At 73.3% G+C, this 23,209-nt stretch carries 21 protein-coding genes; 12 read left to right on the top strand and 9 right to left on the bottom strand.

What is annotated here, in order from left to right:
- The first annotated feature begins 1 nt into the window (after nt 1).
- Both AB0M99_RS28775 and AB0M99_RS28770 read left to right on the top strand, forming a co-directional pair.
- Nucleotides 2–994, top strand: coding sequence for an AEC family transporter (locus AB0M99_RS28775; protein ID WP_365925447.1), 993 nt, complete (start codon nt 2–4; stop codon nt 992–994).
- Between the two features lie 42 nt (nt 995–1,036).
- Nucleotides 1,037–1,435: a hypothetical protein gene (locus AB0M99_RS28770; protein WP_365925445.1), complete on the top strand. Its 399-nt coding sequence runs from the start codon at nt 1,037–1,039 to the stop codon at nt 1,433–1,435.
- On the opposite strand, the gene AB0M99_RS28765 is transcribed toward AB0M99_RS28770, so the two are convergent.
- The 4 genes from AB0M99_RS28765 to AB0M99_RS28750 all read right to left on the bottom strand — a co-directional run bounded on the left by AB0M99_RS28765 (nt 1,389) and on the right by AB0M99_RS28750 (nt 6,258).
- The gene (locus tag AB0M99_RS28765; RefSeq protein ID WP_365925443.1) at nt 1,389–2,306 is read right to left on the bottom strand and encodes a trypsin-like peptidase domain-containing protein; all 918 of its coding nucleotides are present in this window, start codon (nt 2,304–2,306) and stop codon (nt 1,389–1,391) included. The genes AB0M99_RS28770 and AB0M99_RS28765 overlap by 47 nt on opposite strands.
- Before the next feature lie 37 nt (nt 2,307–2,343).
- Nucleotides 2,344–3,879 carry an FAD-binding oxidoreductase gene (locus tag AB0M99_RS28760; RefSeq protein WP_365925440.1) on the bottom strand — a complete coding sequence of 512 codons (1,536 nt, stop codon included), beginning with the start codon at nt 3,877–3,879 and terminating at the stop codon, nt 2,344–2,346.
- A 119-nt stretch (nt 3,880–3,998) separates the two neighbouring features.
- Nucleotides 3,999–4,688 carry a class I SAM-dependent methyltransferase gene (locus tag AB0M99_RS28755; RefSeq protein WP_365925437.1) on the bottom strand — a complete coding sequence of 230 codons (690 nt, stop codon included), beginning with the start codon at nt 4,686–4,688 and terminating at the stop codon, nt 3,999–4,001.
- 55 nt (nt 4,689–4,743) lie between these two features.
- On the bottom strand, nt 4,744–6,258 hold the full coding sequence (locus tag AB0M99_RS28750; RefSeq protein WP_365925435.1) for an IucA/IucC family siderophore biosynthesis protein: 1,515 nt from the start codon (nt 6,256–6,258) through the stop codon (nt 4,744–4,746).
- A gap of 204 nt (nt 6,259–6,462) precedes the next feature.
- Between AB0M99_RS28750 and AB0M99_RS28745 the strand changes: the two genes are divergently transcribed.
- From AB0M99_RS28745 to AB0M99_RS28735, 3 genes are all read left to right on the top strand, one after another.
- Nucleotides 6,463–8,031: an IucA/IucC family protein gene (locus AB0M99_RS28745; protein ID WP_365925433.1), complete on the top strand. Its 1,569-nt coding sequence runs from the start codon at nt 6,463–6,465 to the stop codon at nt 8,029–8,031.
- 9 nt (nt 8,032–8,040) lie between these two features.
- The gene (locus tag AB0M99_RS28740) at nt 8,041–8,772 is read left to right on the top strand and encodes a tetratricopeptide repeat protein (RefSeq protein ID WP_365925431.1); all 732 of its coding nucleotides are present in this window, start codon (nt 8,041–8,043) and stop codon (nt 8,770–8,772) included.
- Between the two features lie 131 nt (nt 8,773–8,903).
- Nucleotides 8,904–9,659 carry a GntR family transcriptional regulator gene (locus AB0M99_RS28735; protein WP_365925429.1) on the top strand — a complete coding sequence of 252 codons (756 nt, stop codon included), beginning with the start codon at nt 8,904–8,906 and terminating at the stop codon, nt 9,657–9,659.
- 36 nt (nt 9,660–9,695) lie between these two features.
- Here AB0M99_RS28735 and AB0M99_RS28730 read toward each other — a convergent pair whose 3' ends face one another.
- The gene (locus AB0M99_RS28730) at nt 9,696–10,127 is read right to left on the bottom strand and encodes a VOC family protein (RefSeq protein WP_365925427.1); all 432 of its coding nucleotides are present in this window, start codon (nt 10,125–10,127) and stop codon (nt 9,696–9,698) included.
- Between the two features lie 72 nt (nt 10,128–10,199).
- The gene (locus tag AB0M99_RS28725; protein WP_365925425.1) at nt 10,200–10,592 is read right to left on the bottom strand and encodes a MarR family winged helix-turn-helix transcriptional regulator; all 393 of its coding nucleotides are present in this window, start codon (nt 10,590–10,592) and stop codon (nt 10,200–10,202) included.
- Between the two features lie 145 nt (nt 10,593–10,737).
- Between AB0M99_RS28725 and AB0M99_RS28720 the strand changes: the two genes are divergently transcribed.
- The 3 genes from AB0M99_RS28720 (at nt 10,738) to AB0M99_RS28710 (ending at nt 14,822) form a co-directional block, all read left to right on the top strand.
- A complete protein-coding gene (locus tag AB0M99_RS28720; RefSeq protein WP_365925423.1) occupies nt 10,738–11,733 on the top strand; it encodes a SigB/SigF/SigG family RNA polymerase sigma factor in 996 nt (331 codons plus the stop codon).
- A gap of 201 nt (nt 11,734–11,934) precedes the next feature.
- On the top strand, nt 11,935–13,023 hold the full coding sequence (locus tag AB0M99_RS28715) for a glycine betaine/L-proline ABC transporter ATP-binding protein (protein WP_365925421.1): 1,089 nt from the start codon (nt 11,935–11,937) through the stop codon (nt 13,021–13,023).
- Entirely contained in the window at nt 13,023–14,822 is a 1,800-nt protein-coding gene (locus tag AB0M99_RS28710; RefSeq protein ID WP_365925419.1) for an ABC transporter permease/substrate binding protein, read from the top strand. Before AB0M99_RS28715 ends, AB0M99_RS28710 begins: the two co-directional genes overlap by 1 nt.
- A 110-nt stretch (nt 14,823–14,932) precedes the next feature.
- Here AB0M99_RS28710 and AB0M99_RS28705 read toward each other — a convergent pair whose 3' ends face one another.
- A complete protein-coding gene (locus AB0M99_RS28705) occupies nt 14,933–17,137 on the bottom strand; it encodes an MMPL family transporter (RefSeq protein ID WP_365925417.1) in 2,205 nt (734 codons plus the stop codon).
- Nucleotides 17,138–17,411: 274 nt separating this feature from the next.
- Between AB0M99_RS28705 and AB0M99_RS28700 the strand changes: the two genes are divergently transcribed.
- The 3 genes from AB0M99_RS28700 to AB0M99_RS28690 all read left to right on the top strand — a co-directional run bounded on the left by AB0M99_RS28700 (nt 17,412) and on the right by AB0M99_RS28690 (nt 19,650).
- Nucleotides 17,412–18,599: a sensor histidine kinase gene (locus tag AB0M99_RS28700; protein ID WP_365925415.1), complete on the top strand. Its 1,188-nt coding sequence runs from the start codon at nt 17,412–17,414 to the stop codon at nt 18,597–18,599.
- Nucleotides 18,596–19,264: a response regulator transcription factor gene (locus AB0M99_RS28695; protein ID WP_365925413.1), complete on the top strand. Its 669-nt coding sequence runs from the start codon at nt 18,596–18,598 to the stop codon at nt 19,262–19,264. Before AB0M99_RS28700 ends, AB0M99_RS28695 begins: the two co-directional genes overlap by 4 nt.
- A 143-nt stretch (nt 19,265–19,407) precedes the next feature.
- On the top strand, nt 19,408–19,650 hold the full coding sequence (locus tag AB0M99_RS28690) for a hypothetical protein (RefSeq protein ID WP_365925411.1): 243 nt from the start codon (nt 19,408–19,410) through the stop codon (nt 19,648–19,650).
- Nucleotides 19,651–19,671: 21 nt separating this feature from the next.
- On the opposite strand, the gene AB0M99_RS28685 is transcribed toward AB0M99_RS28690, so the two are convergent.
- Complete coding sequence (locus tag AB0M99_RS28685; protein ID WP_365925409.1) at nt 19,672–20,607, bottom strand: LysR family transcriptional regulator; 936 nt, start codon at nt 20,605–20,607, stop codon at nt 19,672–19,674.
- 133 nt (nt 20,608–20,740) lie between these two features.
- On the opposite strand from AB0M99_RS28685, the gene AB0M99_RS28680 reads away from it, so the two are divergent.
- Complete coding sequence (locus AB0M99_RS28680; protein WP_365925407.1) at nt 20,741–21,988, top strand: MFS transporter; 1,248 nt, start codon at nt 20,741–20,743, stop codon at nt 21,986–21,988.
- Here the strand turns inward: AB0M99_RS28680 and AB0M99_RS28675 are convergent.
- A complete protein-coding gene (locus AB0M99_RS28675; protein WP_365925405.1) occupies nt 21,951–23,042 on the bottom strand; it encodes an alpha/beta hydrolase-fold protein in 1,092 nt (363 codons plus the stop codon). The genes AB0M99_RS28680 and AB0M99_RS28675 overlap by 38 nt on opposite strands.
- Nucleotides 23,043–23,209: the final 167 nt, after the last annotated feature.

Below are 23,209 nucleotides of genomic sequence, written 5' to 3'. Positions count from 1 at the left end.
TATGCGTACGGGTAGGCTGCACGCGGTCGACCACGGGGGAGCCGTACGCATGGGCGGGGCAGCAGCACTGGAGAAGCTGGTGCCGGTCCTGCTGGCCTTCGGCGGCGGGGTACTGCTCGCACGCCGCAAGATCATTCCGGCCGAGGCCTCCAAGGCCTTCGCCGACTACGCCTTCCTCTTCGCGGTCCCCTGCTACCTCTTCGGCAACATCTACGCCGCCGACCTCGCCGCCCTCTTCGACTGGCGGGCGATCGGCGGCTACGCGGCCACCGCGGCCCTGGCCGTCGTGGCGGTGGCCCTCGCCGCGAGCGCCTACGGCCTGCGCGAGCCCCGGGCCGTCGCGCTGCGCGTGATGGCGGGGGTCCAGGTGAACACCGCGTACTTCGCCGTCCCCGTGTTCATCACCTTCTTCGGGACGGCCGCGCCGATCTTCCCGGTGCTGCTGTTCCAGGTGTGCGTGCTGTCCCTCGTCGTCATCGCCATCATGGATCTGGGCCGCGCGGGCCCCGGCGCCGGCGGCCCCGGGCGGCGCCTCGCGCGGGCCGTCGGCGCCTCGCTCGCCACCCCGCTGGTCCTCGCCTGCAACGCGGGGATCCTGCTGAACCTGCTGTCGGTGCACGTCCCGAAGGTGGTGCTGGACGGGGCCGCGTTCGTCGGCGGCAGCGCCTCCCCGGTGGCCCTCTTCGCCCTCGGCCTGCACCTGGGCGGCCTCGGCCTGGACGTCCGGGGCACCACCCGCGAGGAGGCCGCCATCGTCGCCTTCAAATGCCTCGGCTTCCCGCTGCTGGCCTGGACGGTGTGCGGGGCGCTCGGGGTCCGCGGCGACTGGCTCACGTACCTGGTCCTGATCGCGGCGATGCCGACACCGCAGAACCTGTTCATCTTCGCCCAGCGCTACGACGTGGGTGTGGACCTCTCCGCCTCCATCGTCATCAAGAGCTCGGTCGTCTCCCTCCTGCTGCTGCCGCTCTGGCTCCAGGCCGTCTCCCCCTGAGACGGGGTCGTTCCCCCGGCGGGCCCCGCTCGTTGACCCGGCATGGAGCTGCCGACCATCGCGGCGCCCGGCGTCGGTGAACGGGCCGACGCCGCGGCCGATGCCGCCTGCCACCTCCACGACGCCGTCGCGCCGTGGGGCCCCGCCGCGCCCGGGGCGTGGAGCCGGAGCGCCGCCGAGGACGCCGCCGAGGCCATCGAGACCACCGCGCACGCGCTGACGTACGCCCATCCCCGCGCGGAGGTGATCCTCGCGCCGGTCCACGCGGCCCTCGCGGACCTGCGCCGCCAGCTGGGCCTCGCGCCCGCCGACCCGCTGACCGCCGACGGGCTCCCGGCGCTCCCGCGCACGGTCGGGAACCCGCGGCGCACCCGGTGGGTCCGTCAGCAGGTCCTCACCGCACCCGCGCCCCGGCAACCGCCTTCCGGTACAGCTCCTTGACCTCCGCGCCGAAGTAGGAGCTGTACGAGATGTCGGCCGTGTCCCCGCCCGTCTTCCAGCCGCCGATGACCCCGACCACGTCGCCGGTCTCCGTCCGCTCGTCGTAGCGGGTCAGGAACGGGCCGCCGCTGGTCCCGCCCGGGTAGCCGGTGCAGGCGATCCGCAGGAACGATCCCGGGATCCCGGGATCGGAGCTGGTGAATTTCGTCGTCCTGTTCACGCACAGCCGCGGGCGCGCCGCGGACGCCGGATAGCCGATCAGCGACACCTTCGGATGGGCATACGTGGCGCCGGTGACCAGCCGGTTCCCGCCCACCACGTCCTCCACGGGGAAGCCGTCGGCGTCCGGGCCGACCTGCGCGAAGGCCACGTCGAGGGTGGCCCCGCGGTCGGCGCCCAGGCTGCGGTAGCGCGGGTCGATCCATACCTTCGACTTCCCGGCGGCGTCCCGCAGGACCGGGAACATCCCGTACGGCTGCGGGTTGGCGGAGGTGTATTGCGGTACGAAGGCCACCTGCCGGGCGTCCGTGCCGAGCAGGCAGTGCGCCGCGCTCAGCACCAGGTCGTGGCCGGGGGAGGCGACGACGCTCGCGGTGCAGAAGTACGCGCCGCCGCCCTTCATGACGAACATCCGGCCGACGACCGGGATGCCGTCGAAGTCCTGGCCGGTGCCGTTGCCGGCCGCGGCCTGTCCGCCGCGGGTGACGGGCACGGCCGAGGCCATCCGGTCGGCCGTCCAGAAGGACTCCGCCTCGCGTGCCGACCAACTGCCGGCCGGCGGCTGGGCGCTGCCGGCCTCGGCGACCGGCAGGGGCCCGCCGGGCAGCAGCAGGGCGGCCGTCGCCGCCGCCACCGTCAACGCACGTCGCATGTCCGTCTCCTCTTCGTCGCTGATCGGGCCCAGGTCCTCAGACGGCCTGGGGGAAGCGGAACAGCCGGTCCGGGTCGTAGGTGCGCCGGACCTCCTCCAGGCGGGCGAGGTTCGGCCCGTAGTAGGCCTCGCGCCAGCCGACGAGCCCCGGGTCGGTGTAGTTCTGGTACGCGCTGCCGCCCGCCCAGGGGCGTAGGTCCCGCCAGAGCCCGTCCAGCCAGTCCTGGTGGCGGGCCACCTCGGCGGCCGGCGCGGACTGCGGCCAGTAGACGAGGTACTGGGCGAGGAAGGCGCTGTCCCGGTGGGCGAAGGCCGTGTCGCCGGCCGCCACCCGGTTCACGGCGCCGCCGCAGACCCCGTCGAACTGGACCACCCCGGCCCCGCCGCGCGGCACGCTGCGCGCGTACCGCCGGACGGCGGCCAGTACCGCGGCCACGGCCGGCTCGGGCAGGCCGCCCGCGGGCCAGAAGTCGGAGCGGGCGGCGTACGATTCGCGGCCGAGCCGGCCCTGCGGATCGTGGCCGGGCAGGGCGCCGGGCAGCCGGCACTGGGCGGCGGTCCGCTCCAGGCAGCCCGACATGGCCCGTACGGTGTCGCCGTAGCTCCGTACGACGACCCAGCTGTCCCGCGCCGGACTCCCGACGAGGTCGGACAGGCGGGTCAACTGCCCCTCCAGCTCGCGGCGCCCGTCGAGGCAGACCACCCGCACGGCGGGCGCCGGGGCGGGACCTCCGTCGAGGGTGAACTCCACCTGGCTCCAGAACGGGTCGGGCAGCCCCGCCAGCCAGCGCTGCCAGCCGGCGAGCACCGCAGGGGAGCCGGCCTCGGGCCAGTGGAGTTCGGCGAAGGCGCAGTCGGTGACCGGGTGCGCGCGGAAGCGGAACTCGGTGGCCACCGCGAAGTTGCCGCCACCGCCGCCGCGCAGGGCCCAGTAGAGGCCGGGGTCCCGGTCGGGGCCGACCTCGCGGACGGTGCCGTCGGGGGTCACCGCGGTGGCGCCGGTGAGCTGGTCGGCGGTGGTGCCGTAGGCCCTGGAGGACAGGCCCAGCCCGCCGCCGAGGGTGAGGCCCGCGATGCCGACGGAGGGGCACAGGCCGGCCGGGACCGCCAGGCCGCGCTCGGCCAGGGAGGCGCCCAGGTCGCCGAGCCGGGCCCCCGCCCCGATCCGTACGCCCGTCCCGGAGCCGGAGCCGGAGCCCCCGTCGACCGATACCGACGCCATGGCTCCGACGTCGACCACGAGCCCCGCGGAGCAGGTGGACCAGCCCGCGTAGCTGTGCCCGCCGCCGCGCGGCACCACCGGCACGGCCGAACGGCGGGCGAACTCCAGGCAGACGGCCACGTCCCCGGCGTGCGCCGGATAGGCCACGGCGCCCGGCGCGACGGCGTCGTACCGGGGCTGGAAGAGCCGGCGCGCCTCGGCGAAGTCCCCGTCCCCGGGCACCACCACCCGCCCGTCGAGCGACCGGGCGAGGGCCCCGTAGTCCGGGACCCGCGGCCGGGGAGCCGCGCCGAGGCCGGCGAGTACCGCCGTTGCGGCACTCGTCAGGACCTGGCGGCGGTGGAGGCTCATGCCTCCTTCCTGCCACCGCCGCGGCCGATCGGAGGGAAGGCGGGCCCACGCGGGAAGAGTTGCCCCCCGAACGGCCCACCTCGGCCGCCCTGGCGGCCGTACGGCCGGCTATCGCATGACTATCGGACCGGTTTGCGGGCCAGGATGAACCCCTGCGGCTGCCGCTCGTGGGCATCGGGCTCCCGGACGAGCCGCGCCGTCTCGGTGAGACCGGCCTCGGTCAGCAGTCCGGCGATCAGGTCGGGCGGTGTCCAGTACACGTCGAGATCGACGGGGTGCCCGTACGCGTGCTCCAGCCGGACCCGCTCGTCGCCCGCCTTGAAGGCGATCAGGACATGGCCGCCGGGCGCCGGCACGCGGGCGAACTCGACGAACAGGGGCAGCAGTTCGCCCGGCGGGGTGTGGACGGTGGAGTACCAGGCGAGGACCCCGCCCAGGACCTCGTCCGCGATGTCCAGCGCGGCCATCGAGCCGACCTCGAAGCGCAGCCCCGGGTAGGTCCGGCGGGCCACGGCCACCATCGCCGGGGACAGGTCGACGCCGAAGGCCCGTACGCCGAGCCCGTCGAGGTGGGCCGTCACCCGGCCGGGACCGCAGCCCAGGTCCGCGACCGCGCGGCTGCCGGCGGCGGCGCGGCAGTCCTCCCCGTCCGGTCCACCGCCCGGCCCGCGCACGCACTCGGCGAAGGCGGCCAGCATGGCCCGGTCCAGTGGCTTGCGGGCCAGTTCCGAGCTCAGCAGCCGGGCGTAGTCGACCGCGACGGCGTCGTAGGACGCCCGTACGGAGTGCAGGTACGAGGTCTCTGTCATGCCCCTGAACAGTAGCCCGCCCGCCGCCCGGAGTCGGCTCCAGGCCGTGTGAACGTCATGTGGCCGACAGCGGATTGGGCAGCTCCGCCCACTGGTCGCCCGGCGTCCCGGGGCTCAGCCGCATCAGCGTCAGCGCCTTGGTGGGCAGCGGCCCGGTCAACAGCGCCCCGGTGTCGGCGGTCGGCGCAAGCTCCGCGGTCGCCCGGGCGAGATCCTCCCCGAGCGCGGCCGCCGAGCCCGCCGTGGACCCGAGCGCGCCGGCCACGAGTGATCCGAACAGCTTGCGCCGCAGCACGCCGACGTCGTCGTTGACCAGCCGGCCGGACAGCGGGGGCACGGGCACGCCGTGCTGCACCAGCCGGACCGGGCTGATCCGGATGTCGGCGAGGTCGCGGTAGACGAGCCGGAGCGGAGCGCCGGCGGAGTCCAGCACCACCAGCAGGTTCTGGCCGTGGGCCTCCAGCGCCACCCCCAGGTCCAGCAGCCGCAGCCCGACGCCGATCGCCAGCCGGGCCAGATCGGCCCGCCAGGGTGCGGAACGCGCGTACGGGGTGGCGGCCAGCGCGCCCAGGGGCACCACGCTCTCGCCGGCCGCGGTGTCCGCGAAGGCCTCCGGCGGTTCGCGCAGCACCGCCGCCAGGTCCGGACTGTGCGCGCCCGCCGCACCCAGGGTGCGGGTGAAGTGCAGCCGGCCGTCGAGCCGCTCGGTCAGGGCCTGGGTGAAGGCGGACAGCACTGCGGCCGTCTCGATGGAGTACCCGGAGATGTCCCGCACGGAGGAGGTCAGCCGGGCGCTGAGCGCGGTCTTGACATGCGCCCCGCCCGCGGCCGGCGCCAGCGTGCGCAGGGCCATCAGCGGATGTGCCGCGAACCCGGGCCGGACCTCCTCCCGCTTCAGCACGTGCTCGGCCTGCCAGGGATGCACCGGTACGAGGATCCGCCCGCCGTCGCGCAGGTGGTCCGGCCATTCCCCGGTGACCAGGCACTCCTCGGCCCGTACGGCGACCAGACCGAGCTCGACCAGAGGCCGGTGCTCGGGCCCGTACGCGAGCTGCTCGGCCACCGAGAAACCGGGCCGGGAGCGGCAGTTGGGGTGGTACGGGTGGCCGTCGACGACCCGCTGCTCCCACTCCCAGACGGTCGCGGGAGGCGCCTGCCGGGCCGGCTGTCCGGCCCGGGACAGGGCCAGGGAGGCCGTACTGCCGTCCAGCTCGGCGGCGAACCCGGATCCGGGTTCGGATCCGAACCCGAACCCGAGTCCGAACCCCGGCTCCGCCCCGGACCGGGCCTCGGACTCGGCTCCGAAGCGCACGCCGAGCGCCGCCATCAGCCGTGCCGCCTGCCGGTAGGGGCGGCCGTCCAGCAGCACCTCGTCCACGTACGGCCCGGTCGCGTAGGGATCCGGCAGCGGCCCCTCCAGTCGCCCGCCCCCGGCCAGGACCAGCGCCAGGGTGCCGGACCCCCGCTCCCGGCGCTCCACCCACGGCAGCGGATCGAAGGCCAGCCCCCGCCACAGCCGGGTCAGCACGGCGGCCCGCGCGCCGGGGAGCGCGCCGGCGTACGCGGCCACGAGGGACGGTCGTACGCCGGCCAGCCCGGCGGCGACCGCCTCCTCGGCCGGGGAAGCGGCCGGAGAGCCGGGGAGCGGGTCGGGGAGGTACGCGCTGGAGTGCAGGGCCCTGTTCCTCTCGCGGAAGCGGTGATGATCAGTTCATCATCGCGGATACTGAAGATCACGGCCGGTGTCGCGCCCCGCGCTCCGCCGGCGATCCGGATGGACCGAATGGAACCAGTGGACCTCAACGCCGCCGCCGACGCGTACGCCGCAGCCCCGTTGCTGAACTGCCTCCTGCGGGAGGTGGCCGAACCGGAGGGGAACGGCGCCTACCGGCTGCGGGGCAGCGGGAGACTGCTGCGGGTGCGCGGCGGACGCCGGCCCGCACGACCCGAACTGCGCACCGCGGACGGCTGGCATCCGCTCACCCACACCGAACTGGTCAAACTCACCTCCGACGAACTGTGCGAGTACACCGGGGTCTCCAACGACGAGCTGCCGGTCGAGATCACCGACAGCCGGGAGACCATCGCGGCGCTGCTGACCGCCCGGGCCGCCGCCGGGCCGCCGGCCGACCCGTACGTGCTGTCCGAGCAGGCGTTGGTCATGGGGCACCCGCACCACCCTGCGCCCAAGGCCCGCGGCGGGGCCCCCGCCGCGAGCTGGCTGCCGTACGCGCCCGAGGCCCATGCCCGGTTCCCGCTGGTCTTCCTGGGCCTGCGCGAGGACCAGGCGGTCGAGGAGGGCGGCCCGGAGGCGGGCGCCGCGGTCGACTCGCTCGCCGAGGTCCTCGACGGCCCGCGCGCGCCCGCCGGGTACCGGCTGCTGCCGGCCCATCCCTGGCAGCTCGACCTGGTCGGGGGGCGGCCGGGGATGCGCGAGGCCTTCGAGGACGGGCGGCTGCTCCGGCTGGGGACCGGGCGGCTGCCGGTCTGGCCGACGGCCTCGATCCGGACCGTGTACGTGCCCGGGGCGACCGCCGACCTCTTCGTGAAGTTCAGCCTCGACGTGCGGATCACCAATGACGTGCGCCGGCTGTGGCGGCACGACCTGCTGAAGCTGCGGCGTACGGACGCGGCCGTGGCGGCGGGCTTCGCGCAGCTGCGCCGGTCGGGATCGAACGCGGGCTGGCTCGCCGACCGCGGCTACCGCACCGCCGCCTTCGCCTTCGAGGAGTTGGCGGTACTGGTGCGCGACGGCCTTCGGGGGCACCTGGAGCCCGGGACCACCCCGCTGCTGGCCGCCGCCCTCGCCGAGGGCTTCCCGGGCAGTCCACTGGAGCGCACGGCCGACCCCGCGGGGTGGTGGCGGGCGTACCTGCGGAGCGTGGTGCCCCCGGTCCTGGACCTGTTCGCGCGGCACGGCATCGTCCTGGAGGCGCACCTCCAGAACGCCCTGATCGCCGTCGACGCCGACGGCATGCCCGCGCATGCGCTCTTCCGGGACGCGGAGGGCGTGAAGCTGCTGCCGGACCTGCCGCGCGAGGCCGCCTGGCAGCGGCTCGTCTACTGCCTGGTGGTCAACCACCTGACCGAGATCGCGGGCGCCCTCGCGCAGCACCACCCGCACGCCGCCGCCGGGTTGTGGCCCGCGGCCCGGGAGGAGTTCCTGCGCTACGACGCGGCCCGGCCCCTGCCCGAGATCGCGGCCCTGCTCAGCGCCCCCTCGCTCCCGGCCAAGACCAACCTCCTGCTGCGCTGGACGCGCGCCGACGGTGCGGACGCCCGTTACCTACCACTTCCCAACCCCCTGCCTGCGGCGGCGGGTCAGGGGGAATCGACGTCGTGATCGGTCACGGTGGAACGGCCCTTCACCGTGCGTTCGATCTTTCCCCGGCTGCCCGTGGTGGACGAATTGTCGAGGCGTGAGGACGTCAAAGGCCAGGTCGGTGTGCTGCACGTACTGGCGTCGGTGGAACGGGCACGCCAGGACACGGCTCAGGCGCTCGAATATCTCCGCCGGGCCCTCGCCCTCTGCGGGCAGGGGGGATATCGCGGAGGCGAGGCCGACATTCGCCATGAGCTCGGTCTGCTCTCGATGAGGTCCGGGAATGTGGAGGGTGCTCGGATCGAACTGACCAAAGCCATGGACCTGTACGAGGCGGGCGAGGATTCCGTCGGGCTGTGTGAAGCACTGCACGCACTGGGCTCATTGGCCCGTATGCGGGAACAGTACGAAGTGTGCGAGGCGTACCAGAAGCGCGTACTGGAAATCAGTCGGGCCACCAAGGAACCCCGGGGCGAGGCCGGTGCCACCTACGAACTGGGTTGCGTGGCCCGGCAGCGCGGTGAATTGGCTGCGGCCGAAGTGCAGTTGGAGCGCGCACTGAAGCTCTACCGGCGCATCGGACATCTCGTCGGCCAGGGCGGGGCGCACTTCGAGCTGGGGCAGCTGAGACTGGCCAGGTCGCAGGTTCAGGCCGCGGTCCGGCACTTCGAGCTGTCCGCGGCGCTGCTCCGGTCGGCCGGGGACCTGCACGACCTCAAGGTCGTGGAGGGCGAGCTGGCGAGCCTCCGGGCCCGGAAGTGACGCCTCCCGGAGGGGTGGATTCCGGCCAAACCGCGTGGCTCGGGGGAGACCCGCCTCCCAATAGGTATAGACCAATGCTACGTTGGTCGAGCAGACCGCGCAGTCCTTGACCACCCGTCAGAGGAGAAGCCATGCCCTCCCCCTCGCGGGGCGGCGGCCCGGCCGCCACGCCCAAGTACCAGCGGATCGCCGCAGCGTTGCGGCACGAACTCGACCGCACCGCGCACACCCCCGGCTCCAGACTGCCCTCCGAGCGCAGCCTGGCCGCCCGCTACCAGGTCAACCGGCAGACCATCAGGGCCGCCCTCCAGAACCTGCGCGAGGACGGCCTCATCGTCACCGGCCGCCGCGGGACCCGCTCCGCGCCCGCGGCGCAGGACCGGCCGGGCCCGTCGAGCCGGGCGGCCGCGCCCGTAGCGGCCCCCACCCAGAGCTGGCTGACGCTGGTCACCGTGGCGCCCTCGACCGCCGCCCTGCTCGGCATGCGCGGCGGCGACCGGACCCTGGTCCACCATCACCGCGACCTCGGCCCGACGGGCGAGATACTCCGGCACGCCGTGACGTACTTCTGCCCGCGCACGGTCGCCGCGACGCCCGAACTGGCCCGCTACCGCGACCGCGCGGCCGCAGCCGTACGGGACGAGGACCCGCGTCCGCTGCACCACTGGCTGGAGCGGGCCGCGGTGGCCGGCCGCGTCGCCGAGACCATCACCATGACCCGTACCAGCCACCCGCCGACCGCCACCCCCGCCGCCGGGCTCTCCGTACGCCGGACCCTGCACGACACCGCGGGCCGGCTGCTCGCCGTCACCGACCTCGCCTTCCCCACCTGGGACCGGCTGATCTTCCACCGGGACCGCCCGGCGCCGGGGTTCCTCGTCACCTGAGGCCGGTCACCGGGCCGGCCGCGGGGAGCTCCGCGCTCAGCGTTCGGACAGGGCCGACGGTGCCTCCTGGACCACCCAGCCGTTGCCGTCCGGGTCCTCGAAGGACATGAAGGAGTTCCAGGTGTCGCCCTTGCCGTCCTCCCAGCCCAGCGCGCCGATGTGGCGGATCGGGGACACGTCCACGCCCCGGTCCGCCAGTTCCCGGCGGGCCGCCTCGATGTCGGTGACGCAGAGCTGGGGCCCCTGCAGCGTGCCCGGCTCCATGGTCTTCGTGCCGGGCGCGGTGGGCATCCCCTTGAGCAGCGCGACCGAGCAGCGCGAGCCGGGCGGGGTCAGCTGGATGATGCGCACGCCGGGGGCCACCTCGTCGTCGAGGTCGACCTTGAAGCCGATCTTGGCGGCGTAGAACTCCTTCGCGCGGTCCATGTCGGTGACGGGTACCGGGATGACTTCGAGTGTCCATTCCATGGAGACACCGTCGCCCACGCGGACGCCGCCGCGCACGCCGAAACGCCAGATCGGGCCGAACTCGCCCGCCCGTCACTCGGTGGCGAGGTCCGGGACCGGGTCCAGGCCCAGCATGTCCAGGGCCTCGGACTCGTCCGTGCCCGCCGGGAGGTCGGGGGAGTCCGATGTGGCGGGGACGCCCGTCAGGAGCGCGAGCAGGCCGGCCACCTGGACCCCGGCCTCGGCCGGGTGCCGGAAGACCGCGCCCGGCGAGATCTCGTAGCGGTTGCGCCGACCGTCGCGCACCCGCTTCAGGTACCCGTCCGTCTCCAGGTCGGTGACGATCGCCTGCACCGTCCGCTCGGTCAGCGTGCACGTCTGCGCGACGTCCCGCAGACGCACGGCCGGGTCCCGAGCGATGGTCACCAGAACGCGTGCGTGATTTGTGAGAAATGTCCAGTTCTGACGGCTTGTGATGCTCCCCATGTGGTCATGATGCGATACACGATTCATGTGATGCAAGACGTGAAGCGCGTTTCCGGTAATTCTTGACGTAGGAGCAGAACGGGTCCACCATCGACGGCAGTCAAGGTCCCGCGCCGCAAGCCGACAAGCCCAAGGAGCGAACCCCATGCCGGTCCCCGCCCCGTTCTCCCATACCGCCGACTCCCGCCCCGCAGCGACTGCCGCCGCCGTCGTCCCCGGCCCCCGCCGGAGCGCCGCCGCGGCCGCCCTCAGTGCGGGTCTGCCCCGGATCGACGAGCCCCGGGAGGTGGCTCCCGCCGACGCGAGGGAACTGTCGCGGCTGTTCTTCCGGCGGCTGCGCGAACTCGACGAGGGCACCCCGGAGTACCGCTACGTCCGCAACACGCTGATCGAGATGAACGCCTCGCTCGTCCAGTACGCCGTCCGCCGCTTCCGTGCCCGCGGCTCCGGCGACGCCGCGGGTGGCGGCGAGATCGAGGACATCGTCCAGGTCGGCACCATCGGCCTGATCAAAGCCATCGACCGCTTCGACCCGGCCCGCGAGAACGAGTTCTCCACCCTCGCCATGCCGTACATCACAGGTGAGATCAAGCGACACTTCCGTGACACGACCTGGGCCGTGCGCGTCCCGCGCCGCCTCCAGGAGCTGCGCATCGACATCGCCAAGGCGAAGGAGGAGCTGACCGCCAGGCTCGACCGTTCGCCGACGGTCGCCGACCTCGCCCTGCACCTCTCCCTCACGGAGGAGGAGGTCATCGAGGGGCTCGTCGCCGCCAACGGCCACACCAGCGGCTCCCTTGACGCCCCGCACGCCGAGCACGGCGACGGCCCGGCCGAGGGGCACACCCTCGCCGACGTCATGGGCGAGGAGGAGCCGGCGCTGGAGCGCGTCGAGGACATCCAGACCCTCGCGCCGCTGCTCGAACAGCTCACCGACCGGGAGCGCCGCATGCTGCGGATGCGCTTCGGCGACGAGCTGACCCAGGCCCAGATCGGCGCCGCCCTCGGCATCTCCCAGATGCAGGTCTCCCGCCTCCTCACCCGGCTCCTGGCGCACCTGCGGTCCTCGATGCTGGACGATCCGGCAGTGCCGGAGGTGCCCGAGCGCGAGGTGCCGGCCGGCGGCGACCGCCCTGCCTGACCGCCCCGCCCCACGTGAGGTAGATCACCTTTGCGTTTGCGCAGGTGAATACCGGGCACTTGCGCTACTGGAGCGGAACCATGCCCTCCGGCCGAATCGGCCGGAGGGCATGGTGCATGCGGGCAGATCCCGTACCGCTCCACGGCGCACCGGCCGCTTTGCGACCGGACAGCCGTTACCGGTACTACCCGCGAGGTGTATGTGTCCACGCTCCAGGCCGAGCACGTGTACAAGGTGTTCGCCAGACGACCCGACGACCTGGCGGCCGCCGTCCGCGCCCTCGAAGCAGGCACCGCCCGCGACGAACTGCGCGCCGAAGGAACGACGGCCGCGGTGATCGACGCCACGTTCCGCGTCGAACCCGGCCAGATATTCGTCGTCATGGGTCTGTCGGGATCGGGCAAGTCGACTCTGCTGCGCATGCTCAACGGACTGCTCGAACCCACCGAGGGACGCATCCTCTTCGACGGCCAGGACCTCACCACGCTGTCGCCGCGCGAACTGCGCCACGTACGGTCCACCAAGATCAGCATGGTCTTCCAGCACTTCGCGCTGTTCCCGCACCGCGACGTCCTGGCCAATGCCGCATACGGTCTGGAGGTCCAGGGCGTCCCCCGGGCCGAGCGCGAACGGCGCGCCGCCGAGGCGCTGGCGCTGTGCGGGCTCGGCGGCTGGGAGACGTCCTGGCCCGACGAACTGTCCGGCGGCATGCAGCAGCGCGTCGGCCTCGCCCGTGCGCTGGCGACCGACGCCGACCTGCTCCTGATGGACGAGTCCTTCAGCGCCCTCGACCCGCTGATCCGCCGCGACATGCAGGACCAGTTGCTGGAACTCCAGAAACGGCTCAAGAAGACCATCGTGTTCATCACCCACGACCTGAACGAGGCCATGCGCCTCGGCGACGCGATCGCCGTGATGCGCGACGGCCGGATCGTCCAGCAGGGCACGGCCGAGGACATCCTCACCCGCCCCGCCGACGACTACGTCGCCTCCTTCGTCCAGGACGTCGACCGCTCGCGCGTCCTCACCGCCGAAGCGGTCATGGACGAGGCCGGGGGCCCCGACGCTCCCGCGGGCGGGGCGGCCGCCGCCACCGCCTGCGACTGCCCGACCGTCAGCCCCGGCACCCCGCTCGCCGATCTCTGCGCGGTCAGCGCCCGCGTACCCCACCCGGTCTCCGTCACCGACGAGGACGGCGCCGTCGTCGGCTCGGTCCCGCAGGACCGCCTCGTCGCCTTCATCGGCGACGAACAGCGACCCCCGATGGCCTGCACGGAGGTGGCGGCCTGATGCCCCGCCTGCACCTCGGCGCCTGGGTCGACAGCGCGGTCGACTTCCTCCAGCTCCACCTCTCCTGGCTGTTCGACGCCGTCAGTACGGGCGTCACCGGCCTCTACGACGGCATCGAGACCGTCCTGTCCGCGCCGTCCCCGCTGCTCTTCGCCGGCATCCTCGCCGTCGCCGCCTGGTGGCTGCGCGGTCTGCTCGCCGCCCTGCTGGCCTTCGCGGGCTTCGCGCTGGTCGACTCCGTGGGCCTGTGGCCGGACGCCATGTCCACGCTCTCGCTGGTCCTGGTCGCCACCCTCGTCACCCTGGCCTTCGCCGTCCCGACGGGCATCTGGGCCGCACGCTCCGACCGGGTCAGCGCCGCTCTGCGGCCCGTCCTGGACTTCATGCAGACCATGCCGGCCATGGTCTACCTCATCCCCGGCATCATCTTCTTCGGGGTGGGCGTGGTGCCCGGCATCATCGCGACGATCATCTTCTCGCTGCCGCCCGGTGTACGGATGACCGAGCTCGGCATCCGCCAGGTCGACGCCGAACTCGTCGAGGCCGCAGACGCCTTCGGCACCACACCGCGCGACACCCTGGTCCGCGTACAGCTCCCGCTGGCCCTGCCCACCATCATGGCGGGCATCAACCAGGTCATCATGCTGGGCCTTTCCATGGTCGTCATCGCGGGCATGGTCGGCGGCGGCGGACTGGGCGGCGCCGTCTACCGCGCCATCGGCAGCGTCGACATCGGCCTCGGCTTCGAGGCGGGCATCTCCATCGTCATCCTCGCCATGTACCTGGACCGGATGACCGGGGCACTGGGCCGCCAGGTCTCCCCGCTCGGCAGGCGCTCCCTCGCCAAGGCGCGGTCCGCCGCGACCGGCGTGACCCGGCTGTGGAACCACCGCCCGCAGCCGGTCCACGCCATCGCCGGAGCCGTCGTCCTCGCCCTCGTCGCCGGCGGACTGGGCGCCTTCGGCGGCGCCGGTCAGGTGAGCACGAGCGCGGCCGGGGCCGACAACGTCGGCAAGGGCCACAAGGTCAGCATCGGCTACATCCCGTGGGACGAGGGCATCGCCTCCACCTTCCTGTGGAAGGAGCTCCTGGAGCGCCGCGGCTACCGCGTCGATGCCCGGCAGTTGGAGCTCGGCGCCCTGTTCACCGGCCTCGCCGGCGGCCAGGTCGACTTCCAGACCGACGCCTGGCTGCCGGTCACGCAGGCCGAGTACTGGAAGAAGTACGGGGACAGGCTCGACGACCTCGGAGCCTGGTACGGCCCCACCTCCATCGAGCTGGCGGTCCCGTCCTACATGAAGGACGTGAAGTCCCTCGCCGACCTCAAGGGGAAGGGCGGGGAGTTCAAGGGCCGGATCATCGGCATCGAGCCCAGCGCGGGCGCGATGGGGATCCTGAAGGACAAGCTCCTGCCGGAGTACGGCCTGGACGGCGAGTACAAGGTCGTCGACGGCTCCACGCCGGGCATGCTCGCCGAGCTCAAGCGCGCCTACGAGAAGCAGGAGCCCGTCGTGACCGTGCTCTGGTCGCCGCACTGGGCGTACGCCTCGTACGACCTGCGCAAGCTGGAGGACCCCAAGGGCGTGTGGGGCAAGGGCGACGGCATCCACACGGTCACGCGCCAGGGCTTCGCCGCGGACGAACCGCGGGTGGCCGAATGGCTGCGCTCGTTCAAGCTCACCGAGGAGCAGCTGACGGGCCTGGAGGCCAAGATCCAGGAAGCCGGCAAGGGCAAGGAACAGCAGGCGGTCCGCGCCTGGCTGGCCGAGAACCCCGAGGTCGAGAAGAAGCTCGTCTAGGCCGTCCGGGCCGTCCAGGACATCTGGACGGCCGCCGGCGCCGGCGCACGGGCGCTGCGTACCCGAGTACGTTCCCGCGTGCACCGGCGCCGGGGTCGCCGGCCGGCGGCTCAGCCGACCGGGACCCGGTGCCGTGCGGACCCGGCGTACTCCTCGACGGGCTCGGCCCCGACGGGCGGCCGGACCGGCCACCAGACGGACCGGCCCAACAGCGCCGCGCAGGCGGGCACCAGGACGATCGACAGGACGAAGGCGGAGAGCAGGATCCCGAGCCCCGTCGCGAAACCGATCTGCTGCGTGGCCGCCGCCGGGGTGACGGCGAGGCTCCCGAAGGAGGCGGCCAGCACCAGGCCGGCCGTCGCGATGGCCGGCGCGGTGTGCCGCACCGCCCGGGCCACGGCCGCGCGGGCCGGTCCGGGGCGCTGCATCTCCTCGCGGATCCGGTCGGTCACCAGGATGTTGTAGTCGGTGCCCAGCGCGACCACGAAGAGGAACAGCACGAGCGGGAGCGAGAAGGCCACGCCCGGCTGGTCCAGCGCACGCTGGAAGACGAGCGTCGAGGCGCCCAGCGTGGCGGCGAACCCGAGCCCCACCGAGATCAGCAGGACCAGCGGCGCGAGCAGGCTGCGCAGCAGCAGGAACAGGATCACCGCGATCAGCGCCGCCGCCACCGGGAAGACCACCTTCAGGTCCTTGTCCACCGCCACGGAGATGTCGGCGAACACCGCGGCGGTACCCCCGACATGCGCATCGGTGCCTTCGGGCCGGTGCGCGGCAACCACGTCGCGGACCGGGCCGGACGCCAGGTCGCGGGCCTCCTGGCCGTTCGGGTCGGCGGTCGGGAACAGGTCGATCCGGGCCGCCCGGCCGTCCCCGTTCAGCACGGTCGGGGCGACCCGGCCCACGCCGTCCACCTCCGCCAGCGCCCCGGCCAGCGGGGCGACCGCCTCGGCGCGCAGCGCGCTCCCGTCCTTCGCGGCGACGAAGACGCTGATCGGGTCCGACACGCCGGCGGGCAGGGCGCGGGAGATCTCGGCCGCGGTGTCCGCGGCAGCCGTACGCTCACCGCCCGTGTCGCTCGATCCGTAGTCCATCCGCATGCCGGCCACACCCGCGGCCAGGGCACCGAGCAGCGCCACGCAGACGACCGCCGCAGCCAGCGGCCGCCGCGCCACCAGGTCACCCAGCCGGTCGGCGGAACCCGCGCGGGGAGCCCGCTTCAGGGAGCGCGAGGGCCAGAACATCTTGCGCCCGGTCACGGCCAGCAGAGCCGGCATCAGGGTGAGGCTGCCCAGCAGCATCACCAGCACGGCCACCGCTACGGCCGGACCGAGCACCCGGAACTGCCCGAAGGAGGCCACCCCGAGGGTGGAGAACGCGGCGACGATGGTCAGCGCCGCCGAGGTCACGGCCGTACCGACGCGCCCGGCGACCTCGGCCGCCGCAGCGCGCCCTGACTGTTCGGGGTACCTGCGCAACTGCTCGCGGAAGCGGAACAGCAGGAACAGGAAGTAGTCGATGCCTATGCCCACCAGGACGACGTTGATCAGCTGCGGGGTGGACGCGTCGAGGTCGACGCCGGTCAGCAGCGCGGCGCCGACGACCGTACCCGTGGCGGCGCCTCCGACGACGCTGACGATCAGCAGGGGCAGCAGCGCCGCGAGCAGACTGCGGAACACCAGCACGTGCAGCAGCACGATCAGGCCCAGCATCACCGCGCCGACGACCGTGGACCGGGTCTCCTCGGCATCGGCGGCGTCCACGCTGTCGGCGAGTCCGCCGGTGAACCCGGTCCGCAGCCCCGCCTCGGCGAACCGGTCCCGGGTCTGGTCGCGGAAGGTCCGGAAGGCGGCCTGCACTCCGGGATCCTGCGCGACGCCGGTCAGCTCCGCCGACAGCAGCCGGTAGCTCCGGTCGGGAGCCGTCATGGCCGGGCTGACCTTCGGGATCTGCGAATGGTCCTGGACGAAGGGCAGGTCGTCCTCCGTCTTGGGCACGGTGATCCGGTGCCGGGCCAGCTCCGCGGCCTCCTCGTCGATGCGCCGCTCGTCCGCGGGCTCCAGCGGCTTGCCGTCCGTCCTGGCCACCAGCACGGTCATCGGGTTGGCGTCGGGCCGCACCCCGAACTTCTCCTCGGCGATCTTGAGGGCGGCCGCCGAATCGTAGGTGGCGGGCAGGAAGTCACCGCTGCCGCTCTGTGTGGCGCGGAAGACCATGGCCTGTCCCAGAATCGCCAGTGCGATGCCGAGCACGGCCCACACGGCGATCACCTTCCACGGGCTTCTCGTCGAGAATCCGGTCAGGGCGCGGATCACGTGACTCCTCAGATCTGTGCGACTTCCGCCGGGGGTTCCCGGCTACTCCCAAGACCATCAGCCGCCGGCGCCGCGAGCGTCCGGGCACAGGATGATCTGCAGCCCGGGACCAGGGTCCGGCCCCCGGCCGGACCAGGACCCCGGTCCTGGTCCGGCATCCGCCCGGGGCCGGTTCCGCCGGCCGGGTCCGCTGCGAGAATGGATCACGAAGGAACGGCTGCACGTCGCCCCGGCACCGGCCGGAGGGGCAGCCGGCGGAGGAGGAACTGCACCGATGGGCAAGGGCACCGACAGGCTGCTGACCTGGACGCGCAACGACGCACTCCTGGCCATCGGGGCCGCCGCGGTCGACCTGGTCGGCTTCTCCGTCGGCGACCGGACCGACAGCCAGCTGCTCACCGTTGCCGGGGCGCTCGCCCTCGTGGCCTCGGCCCTGGGCCTGGTCGCGCGCCGCACCCACCCGGTGGCCGTGCTCGCGGTCGTACTGACCCTGAACGTGGTGCCCAACCTGGCGACCCCGGAGGTGTCACCGCACTTCGGTCTCGGCCTCGCGGTCGCCCTCTACTCGGTGGCCAGGTTCTGCCGGCCCGCGGTCGTGGCGGGAGCCGCACTCGCCGCCGTGCCCCTGCCCTCGGTGGGCCAGGGCGGCTCACTGCTCCCCGACCTCTGGTCCGTCGGAGCCAACGCGATGGCCACGGCGCTGGTCGTCGCCACGGCCGTGGTCACGGGCCGCTGGCAGCGGGAGGTCGAGGCCAACCGCGTGCTGCTGGCCGACCGGGCAGTGGCCGACGAGCGGCGCCGCATCGCCCGGGAGCTGCACGACATCGTCGCCCACCACATCACCACCATGCAGCTCATGGCCGGCGGGGCCCGGGCCAACCTGGCGCACGACCCCGAGGTGGCCCGCGAGGCCCTGGTCACGCTGGAGGGCTCCGGCCGGCTGGCGCTGCGCGAGATGCGGCAGTTGCTCGACGTACTGCGGGCCGGGGAGGAACCCGAGCACGGTCCGCCGGCGCCGCAGCCCGGAGCCGGGGACCTCGGCCGCATCGTCACCGAGGCCCGGCTGGCGGGGACGGACACCGAGTTCACCGTGGACGGGGCGGAGCGTCCGCTGCCCCCGACCGTGGGCCTGACCGTGTTCCGGATCGTGCAGGAGGCACTGACCAACACCCGCAAGCACGCGACGCAGGCCCGGGCCCGGGTGCGGCTGACGTACCACCCCGACGAGGTCACCGTCGAGGTGCGCGACGACGGGGCGGGCCGGCGGCCGCCGGAGCAGCACCCGGCCCCCCGTCCCGGGTACGGTCTGATCGGCATGCGCGAACGGGTGACCCTGCACGGCGGCACCCTGGAAGCCGCCGCGCTCGACGGCGGCGGCTTCCGGGTGGCGGCGCGCATACCGGCCGCGTCCGGCGCGGCCGGTGACGAACGGGGTGGAGAGGGAGGGGAGCGGGCACTGTGATCCGTGTACTCATCGCAGACGACCAGCCGCTGGTGCGGCGCGGCCTGGCCCTGATCCTGGCCCCCGACCCGGAGTTCGAGGTCGTGGGCGAGGCAGGGGACGGCGCCGAGGCCGTCGGCCTCGCCCAGAGCCTGCGGCCCGACGTGGTGGTCATGGACATCCGGATGCCGGTGCTCGACGGGGTCAGGGCGACCGAGGAACTGGCCCGGCTCCTGCCGGAGTCCCGCGTGCTGGCCCTGAGCACCTTCGACATGGACGAGTACGTCGTCGCCGCCCTGCGGGCCGGCGCCTACGGCTTCCTGCCGAAGGACGTCTCCCCGGAGGAGCTCAGCGCAGCCGTGCGCACCGTCCACACCGGCGAGGCGGCCGTCGCGCCGCGCCTGCTCACCCGGCTGATCTCCACCTACGTACGGGCCCCCGCGCGGCCCCCGCGCCGGCCCGCCGCCATCGCGGGCGAACTCACGCCGCGGGAGCTGGAGATCTGGCACCTGCTGGCCACCGGGCTCGACAACGCCGAGATCGCCCGGGACCTGGACATCAGCGTCTCCACGGTCAAGAACCACATCACGGGCATCTTCGGCAAGCTCGGGGTCCGGGACCGCGCCCAGGCGGTGATCGCGGCCTACGAATCGGGGCTGGTGGCGGCCGCCGGAGAGCGCGGTTGATCACCAAGTGCCCGGAAGAGGACCGGATTCCTCCGGGGGAGCACACCCCTGACCAGCCAAAACACTGGAGGATTCGCCCGTGCGGACAGGGCCCTGTCCATGGCACAGTGCGATCAGCCCAACCGCACGACCAGGGAGCCTCCATGCGCGATCAGCACTCCACGCCCCTCGCGGCCGCCCCCGAGTGCCGGTCGGAGCCGAGCCCGCTGCCCCGCTGTCCCGTGTGCGAAGACGCGCCGGAGCGCATCTCCTGGCGCCAACGCCCCGGCCTGCCCGTGGTGCTGGCCTTCGACCCCTGCGGTCACCAGCACACCTCGCCGGCGCCGCCGGTCCTGGCGGTCCTGCCCCCAGGACCTGCTGACGGGTTCGGCCGCCGCCAGGCGTAGGGACGGTCGCGGCCGGGACGTTCAGCGCGGGATCACCCAGTCCGGCACCCAGGTCCCGGCGGTCTCGTGGCCGGCCGCCGTCGAGGCGAGGTGGGCGCGGAGGGTGGCCAGCGCCGGGTGGGGGTTGTCGCGGTGCCACAGGAGCGAGTGCGGGTAGACGGGCGTCGGGCCGGTGACCGGGATCCGGCGCAGCCCGTGGCCCGCGGGCCAGACGAGGCGGGTCTGCCCGCCCATGAACGTGGCCAGGGCAGGGGTGTCGGCGATGGTGTCGAGGAGTGCGTCGGAACCGAAGTTGGGACCGGTCGCCTCGATGGTGAGGCCGAACTCGGCGACCAGGTCGTCGTAGTAGGCGGCCCACTCGGTACCGGGGACGATGCCGGGCATCCAGATCCGGTGCCCGACGAGCTCGGCCACGGTCACCGACCGGGCACCCGCCAGCGCGTGGTCGGGGCCGGTGAGCAGCTGGAGCGGCTCGTCGAGAACCCGTACGGCCTCGATGTCCTCGGGAAGGGGCCGGCCGGGCACGGCGACGGCGCGGAAGGACGCGTCGATCGCACCGGACCGGATGGCGGCGACGGCCGTCTCCACGTCGAACAGCATCATCACGTCGAGCTCGATGTCCGGGTGCGCGCGGTGGAAGTCGCGCATCAACGCCGACTGCGCGCTGCGCGAGGCGATCACGTCGACGCGCAGCGGACGGCGGCCGGTGCGCACGGAGGCGACGGCACGCTCGGCGACGCGCAGCAGCTCGCGCGCGTGGGGCAGGAAGGCCTGCCCGTCGATGGTGAGCCGGGCGCCGCGCGCGGTGCGGGTGAACAACCGGACGCCGAGGGTGCGCTCCAGGGCGGCGATGCGCTTGGAGACGGCCTGCTGGGTGACCGCCAGCTCGGCGGCGGCCTCCTGGAACTGCCCCGCCTCAGCGGCGGCCACGAAGGTCCGGACGGTGTCGAGGTCCATGCCGACAGCCTACGGCCACAACCAGTGGTTGTGACTGGTGGCCCGATGGTTGTTTGATCCCTGGGTACGGCGCTCGCTTTGATGCTTCCGATCGCGAATTGGTTGTACGAGTGGGCGGCGAAGGGCGGCGGGGATGAGCAGCGGGCACCGGTTGGGGCGGCGGTTCGGGTGGCTCTGGGGAGCGTACGGAACCAGCGCGCTCGGCACGTGGCTCGCCTTCGGTGCGTTCCCGCTGATCGCCATCCAGGTACTGCACGCCGGGCCGGCCGAGGTCGCCGCGCTCGCCTCCGTCGGGGCCGCGGTCGGCGCGGCCGTGGCGCTGCCGCTCGGCCCGTGGGTGGAGTTCCGCCGCAAGCGGCCGGTGCTGATCGCGATGGACCTGGTGCGGTTCGCCGCCCTGCTGACGATCCCCGCCGCGTTCGCGCTCGGCGTGCTCACCTTCCTCCAGCTCCTGCTGGTCTCGGTCGTCGTCGCGGCGGCCGACATCACCTTCCGGGCCGCCTCCGGGGCGTACCTGAAGACCCTGCTGCCGGCCGAGGACCTGCTCGTCGCCAACGCCCGGTTCGAGTCCACGGCCTGGACGACCACGATCATCGGACCACCGCTGGGCGGCGTGGCGATCGGACTCCTCGGCCCGGTGGTGACGGTCGTGGCCGACGCGGTCAGCTACCTGCTCTCGGCCCTGGGCATCCGGGCGATGGGCGGGCCCGAGCCGCTGCCCGAGCGCCGGGAGGCCCCGCGCATGCGGGCCGGGGACCTGCTCGACGGCTGGCGGTACATCCTCGCCGACGCGACGCTGCGTCCGCTGTTCCTCAACACCGCCTCGTTCAACGCCCTGGTGATGGCCGCCTCGCCGCTGCTGGCCGTCCTGATGCTCGGCCGGCTCGGGTTCGCGCCCTGGCAGTACGGCCTCGCCTTCGCCGTGCCCTCGGTCGGCGGGCTGCTCGGTTCGCGGCTGGCCGGGCCGCTCGTCGCGCGGTTCGGACAGCACCGGGTCCTGCTCGTGGCCGGGTCGCTCCGCGCGGTCTGGCCCCTCGGCCTGGCCTTCCCCGGGCCGGGCGCCGGCGGGCTGCTGCTGGTGATGGGCGTCGAGTTCGGGCTCATCTTCTGCTGCGGTGTCTTCAACCCCGTCTGCGCCACCTACCGGCTCCAACGCACCGCGGCCGACCGGGTCGCCCGTACCCTGTCCGCCTGGGCCGTGACGGCCAAGGCCCAGACCGCGCTCCTGACGGGCATCTGGGGCGTGCTGGGCGGCCTGCTCGGACCGCGTACGGCCGTCGGCCTGGCCGGCGTACTCCTGCTGGCGACCCCGCTGCTGCTCCCGCGCAGAACATCGACGCAGGTCAGGGGCTGGGAACGGGGCCCTGCATGTGCTGACTGATCCACTGGATGAGGCCGTTGTCGTGCATGCCGGGGACGTAGGTGTAGGCATCGTGGCCGCCGCCCTCGTCGACGCGGAACATGGTCTTGACCGGGCCCTTGCCGTAGTCCTTTATGAACTTCTCGATGGGCGGCCGGTTCGCGACGTCGCTGCCCTTGGTGCCTACCTGGAAGCCCAGGTAGACGTCGGGACCGTGCCGGTCGATGAGCTCCTTGGCGAGCTGGGGCGGGCTGTTCTCCGCCTTCTCCTTCGGGTGGCCGTTCCACAGCCGGGAGTCCGGCACGATGTCCGGCCCGCCGGCGATCACGGCCTTGAACAGGTCGGGCTTCTGGAGCACCGCCTTGAGGCCCGCGAAGCCGCCGGTGGAACTGCCCATGAACGCCCAGCCGTCCCGGGACTTGATGGTCCGGAACGCCGCCCGCACCAGGTCGGGGACGTCCTCGGTGAGCCAGGTGCCCATCTTGGGCTGGTCGGGGATGTCGCTGCCGTCCCAGTACAGCCCGTCCTTCGACTCGGGCTGCGGGTTCAGGACGGGCATGGCGAGGATGAAGGGAAGGCTGCTGCCGTCCTGGGACCACTTGGAGATGCTCGCCTCCAGCTTGAGGTCCTTGCCCATCCAGTAGTTCGTGGGGAAGCCGGCGCCGCCGGGCAGCGCGATCATCACGGGGAAGCCGCTGTGCGCGTACTTGGGGTCCTTGTACTGCGGCGGCAGCCAGAGCCAGACCTTGCCCGTGAAGCCGGACTTCTTGCCGGCCAGGGTGGTGACCATGACCTTGCTGCCGTCCTCCGGGATGGTGCCGGCGATCTTGAGTTCGGGTTCCGGGCCGGTGGGCATCCGGGTCATGGAGTTGCCCGGGGCGCCGCCGCCCGCCGCCCGGTCCTGTCCGCCGTTGAGGTGCACGGTCTCGCCGGTGTCCGAGAAGACGTCGAAGTACGTCATCGCTCCGGCGGCCACGGCGCCGGCCACCACGACCGCCACCGCGCCCCCGATCCACCGGCGCCGCAGCGATCGCCGACCGAGCCTTGCTTCCCGGCGCATGCTGCCGTCGTTCATCGTGTGCCACTCCTGAGACCCGTACGGTGACGGCCGGTCCGGCCGTCACCGGTGGAGAGGTGCAGGAGAGACCCGCAGTTCACCACCAAAGGGTATGAAAACGGCAAACTGCGAGCAATGGAGCACCGGCCGGCTTCGGTCCCCGTACGCCAAAGACCGCTGCCCGC

Source organism: Streptomyces sp. NPDC051183 (assembly GCF_040682455.1).
Classification (GTDB): Bacteria; Actinomycetota; Actinomycetes; order Streptomycetales; family Streptomycetaceae; genus Streptomyces.
This window is presented reverse-complemented; position numbering and strand designations above follow the sequence as displayed.

Bases quoted from the DNA above. Each gene is read 5' to 3' on its own strand.
- AB0M99_RS28775 (WP_365925447.1), top strand. From the start codon at position 2: ATGCGTACGGGTAGGCTGCACGCGGTCGACCACGGGGGAGCCGTACGC.
- AB0M99_RS28770 (WP_365925445.1), top strand. From the start codon at position 1,037: ATGGAGCTGCCGACCATCGCGGCGCCCGGCGTCGGTGAACGGGCCGAC.
- AB0M99_RS28765 (WP_365925443.1), bottom strand. From the start codon at position 2,306: ATGCGACGTGCGTTGACGGTGGCGGCGGCGACGGCCGCCCTGCTGCTG.
- AB0M99_RS28760 (WP_365925440.1), bottom strand. From the start codon at position 3,879: ATGAGCCTCCACCGCCGCCAGGTCCTGACGAGTGCCGCAACGGCGGTA.
- AB0M99_RS28755 (WP_365925437.1), bottom strand. From the start codon at position 4,688: ATGACAGAGACCTCGTACCTGCACTCCGTACGGGCGTCCTACGACGCC.
- AB0M99_RS28745 (WP_365925433.1), top strand. From the start codon at position 6,463: ATGGACCGAATGGAACCAGTGGACCTCAACGCCGCCGCCGACGCGTAC.
- AB0M99_RS28735 (WP_365925429.1), top strand. From the start codon at position 8,904: ATGCCCTCCCCCTCGCGGGGCGGCGGCCCGGCCGCCACGCCCAAGTAC.
- AB0M99_RS28730 (WP_365925427.1), bottom strand. From the start codon at position 10,127: ATGGAATGGACACTCGAAGTCATCCCGGTACCCGTCACCGACATGGAC.
- AB0M99_RS28725 (WP_365925425.1), bottom strand. From the start codon at position 10,592: ATGGGGAGCATCACAAGCCGTCAGAACTGGACATTTCTCACAAATCAC.
- AB0M99_RS28720 (WP_365925423.1), top strand. From the start codon at position 10,738: ATGCCGGTCCCCGCCCCGTTCTCCCATACCGCCGACTCCCGCCCCGCA.
- AB0M99_RS28710 (WP_365925419.1), top strand. From the start codon at position 13,023: ATGCCCCGCCTGCACCTCGGCGCCTGGGTCGACAGCGCGGTCGACTTC.
- AB0M99_RS28700 (WP_365925415.1), top strand. From the start codon at position 17,412: ATGGGCAAGGGCACCGACAGGCTGCTGACCTGGACGCGCAACGACGCA.
- AB0M99_RS28690 (WP_365925411.1), top strand. From the start codon at position 19,408: ATGCGCGATCAGCACTCCACGCCCCTCGCGGCCGCCCCCGAGTGCCGG.
- AB0M99_RS28685 (WP_365925409.1), bottom strand. From the start codon at position 20,607: ATGGACCTCGACACCGTCCGGACCTTCGTGGCCGCCGCTGAGGCGGGG.
- AB0M99_RS28680 (WP_365925407.1), top strand. From the start codon at position 20,741: ATGAGCAGCGGGCACCGGTTGGGGCGGCGGTTCGGGTGGCTCTGGGGA.
- AB0M99_RS28675 (WP_365925405.1), bottom strand. From the start codon at position 23,042: ATGAACGACGGCAGCATGCGCCGGGAAGCAAGGCTCGGTCGGCGATCG.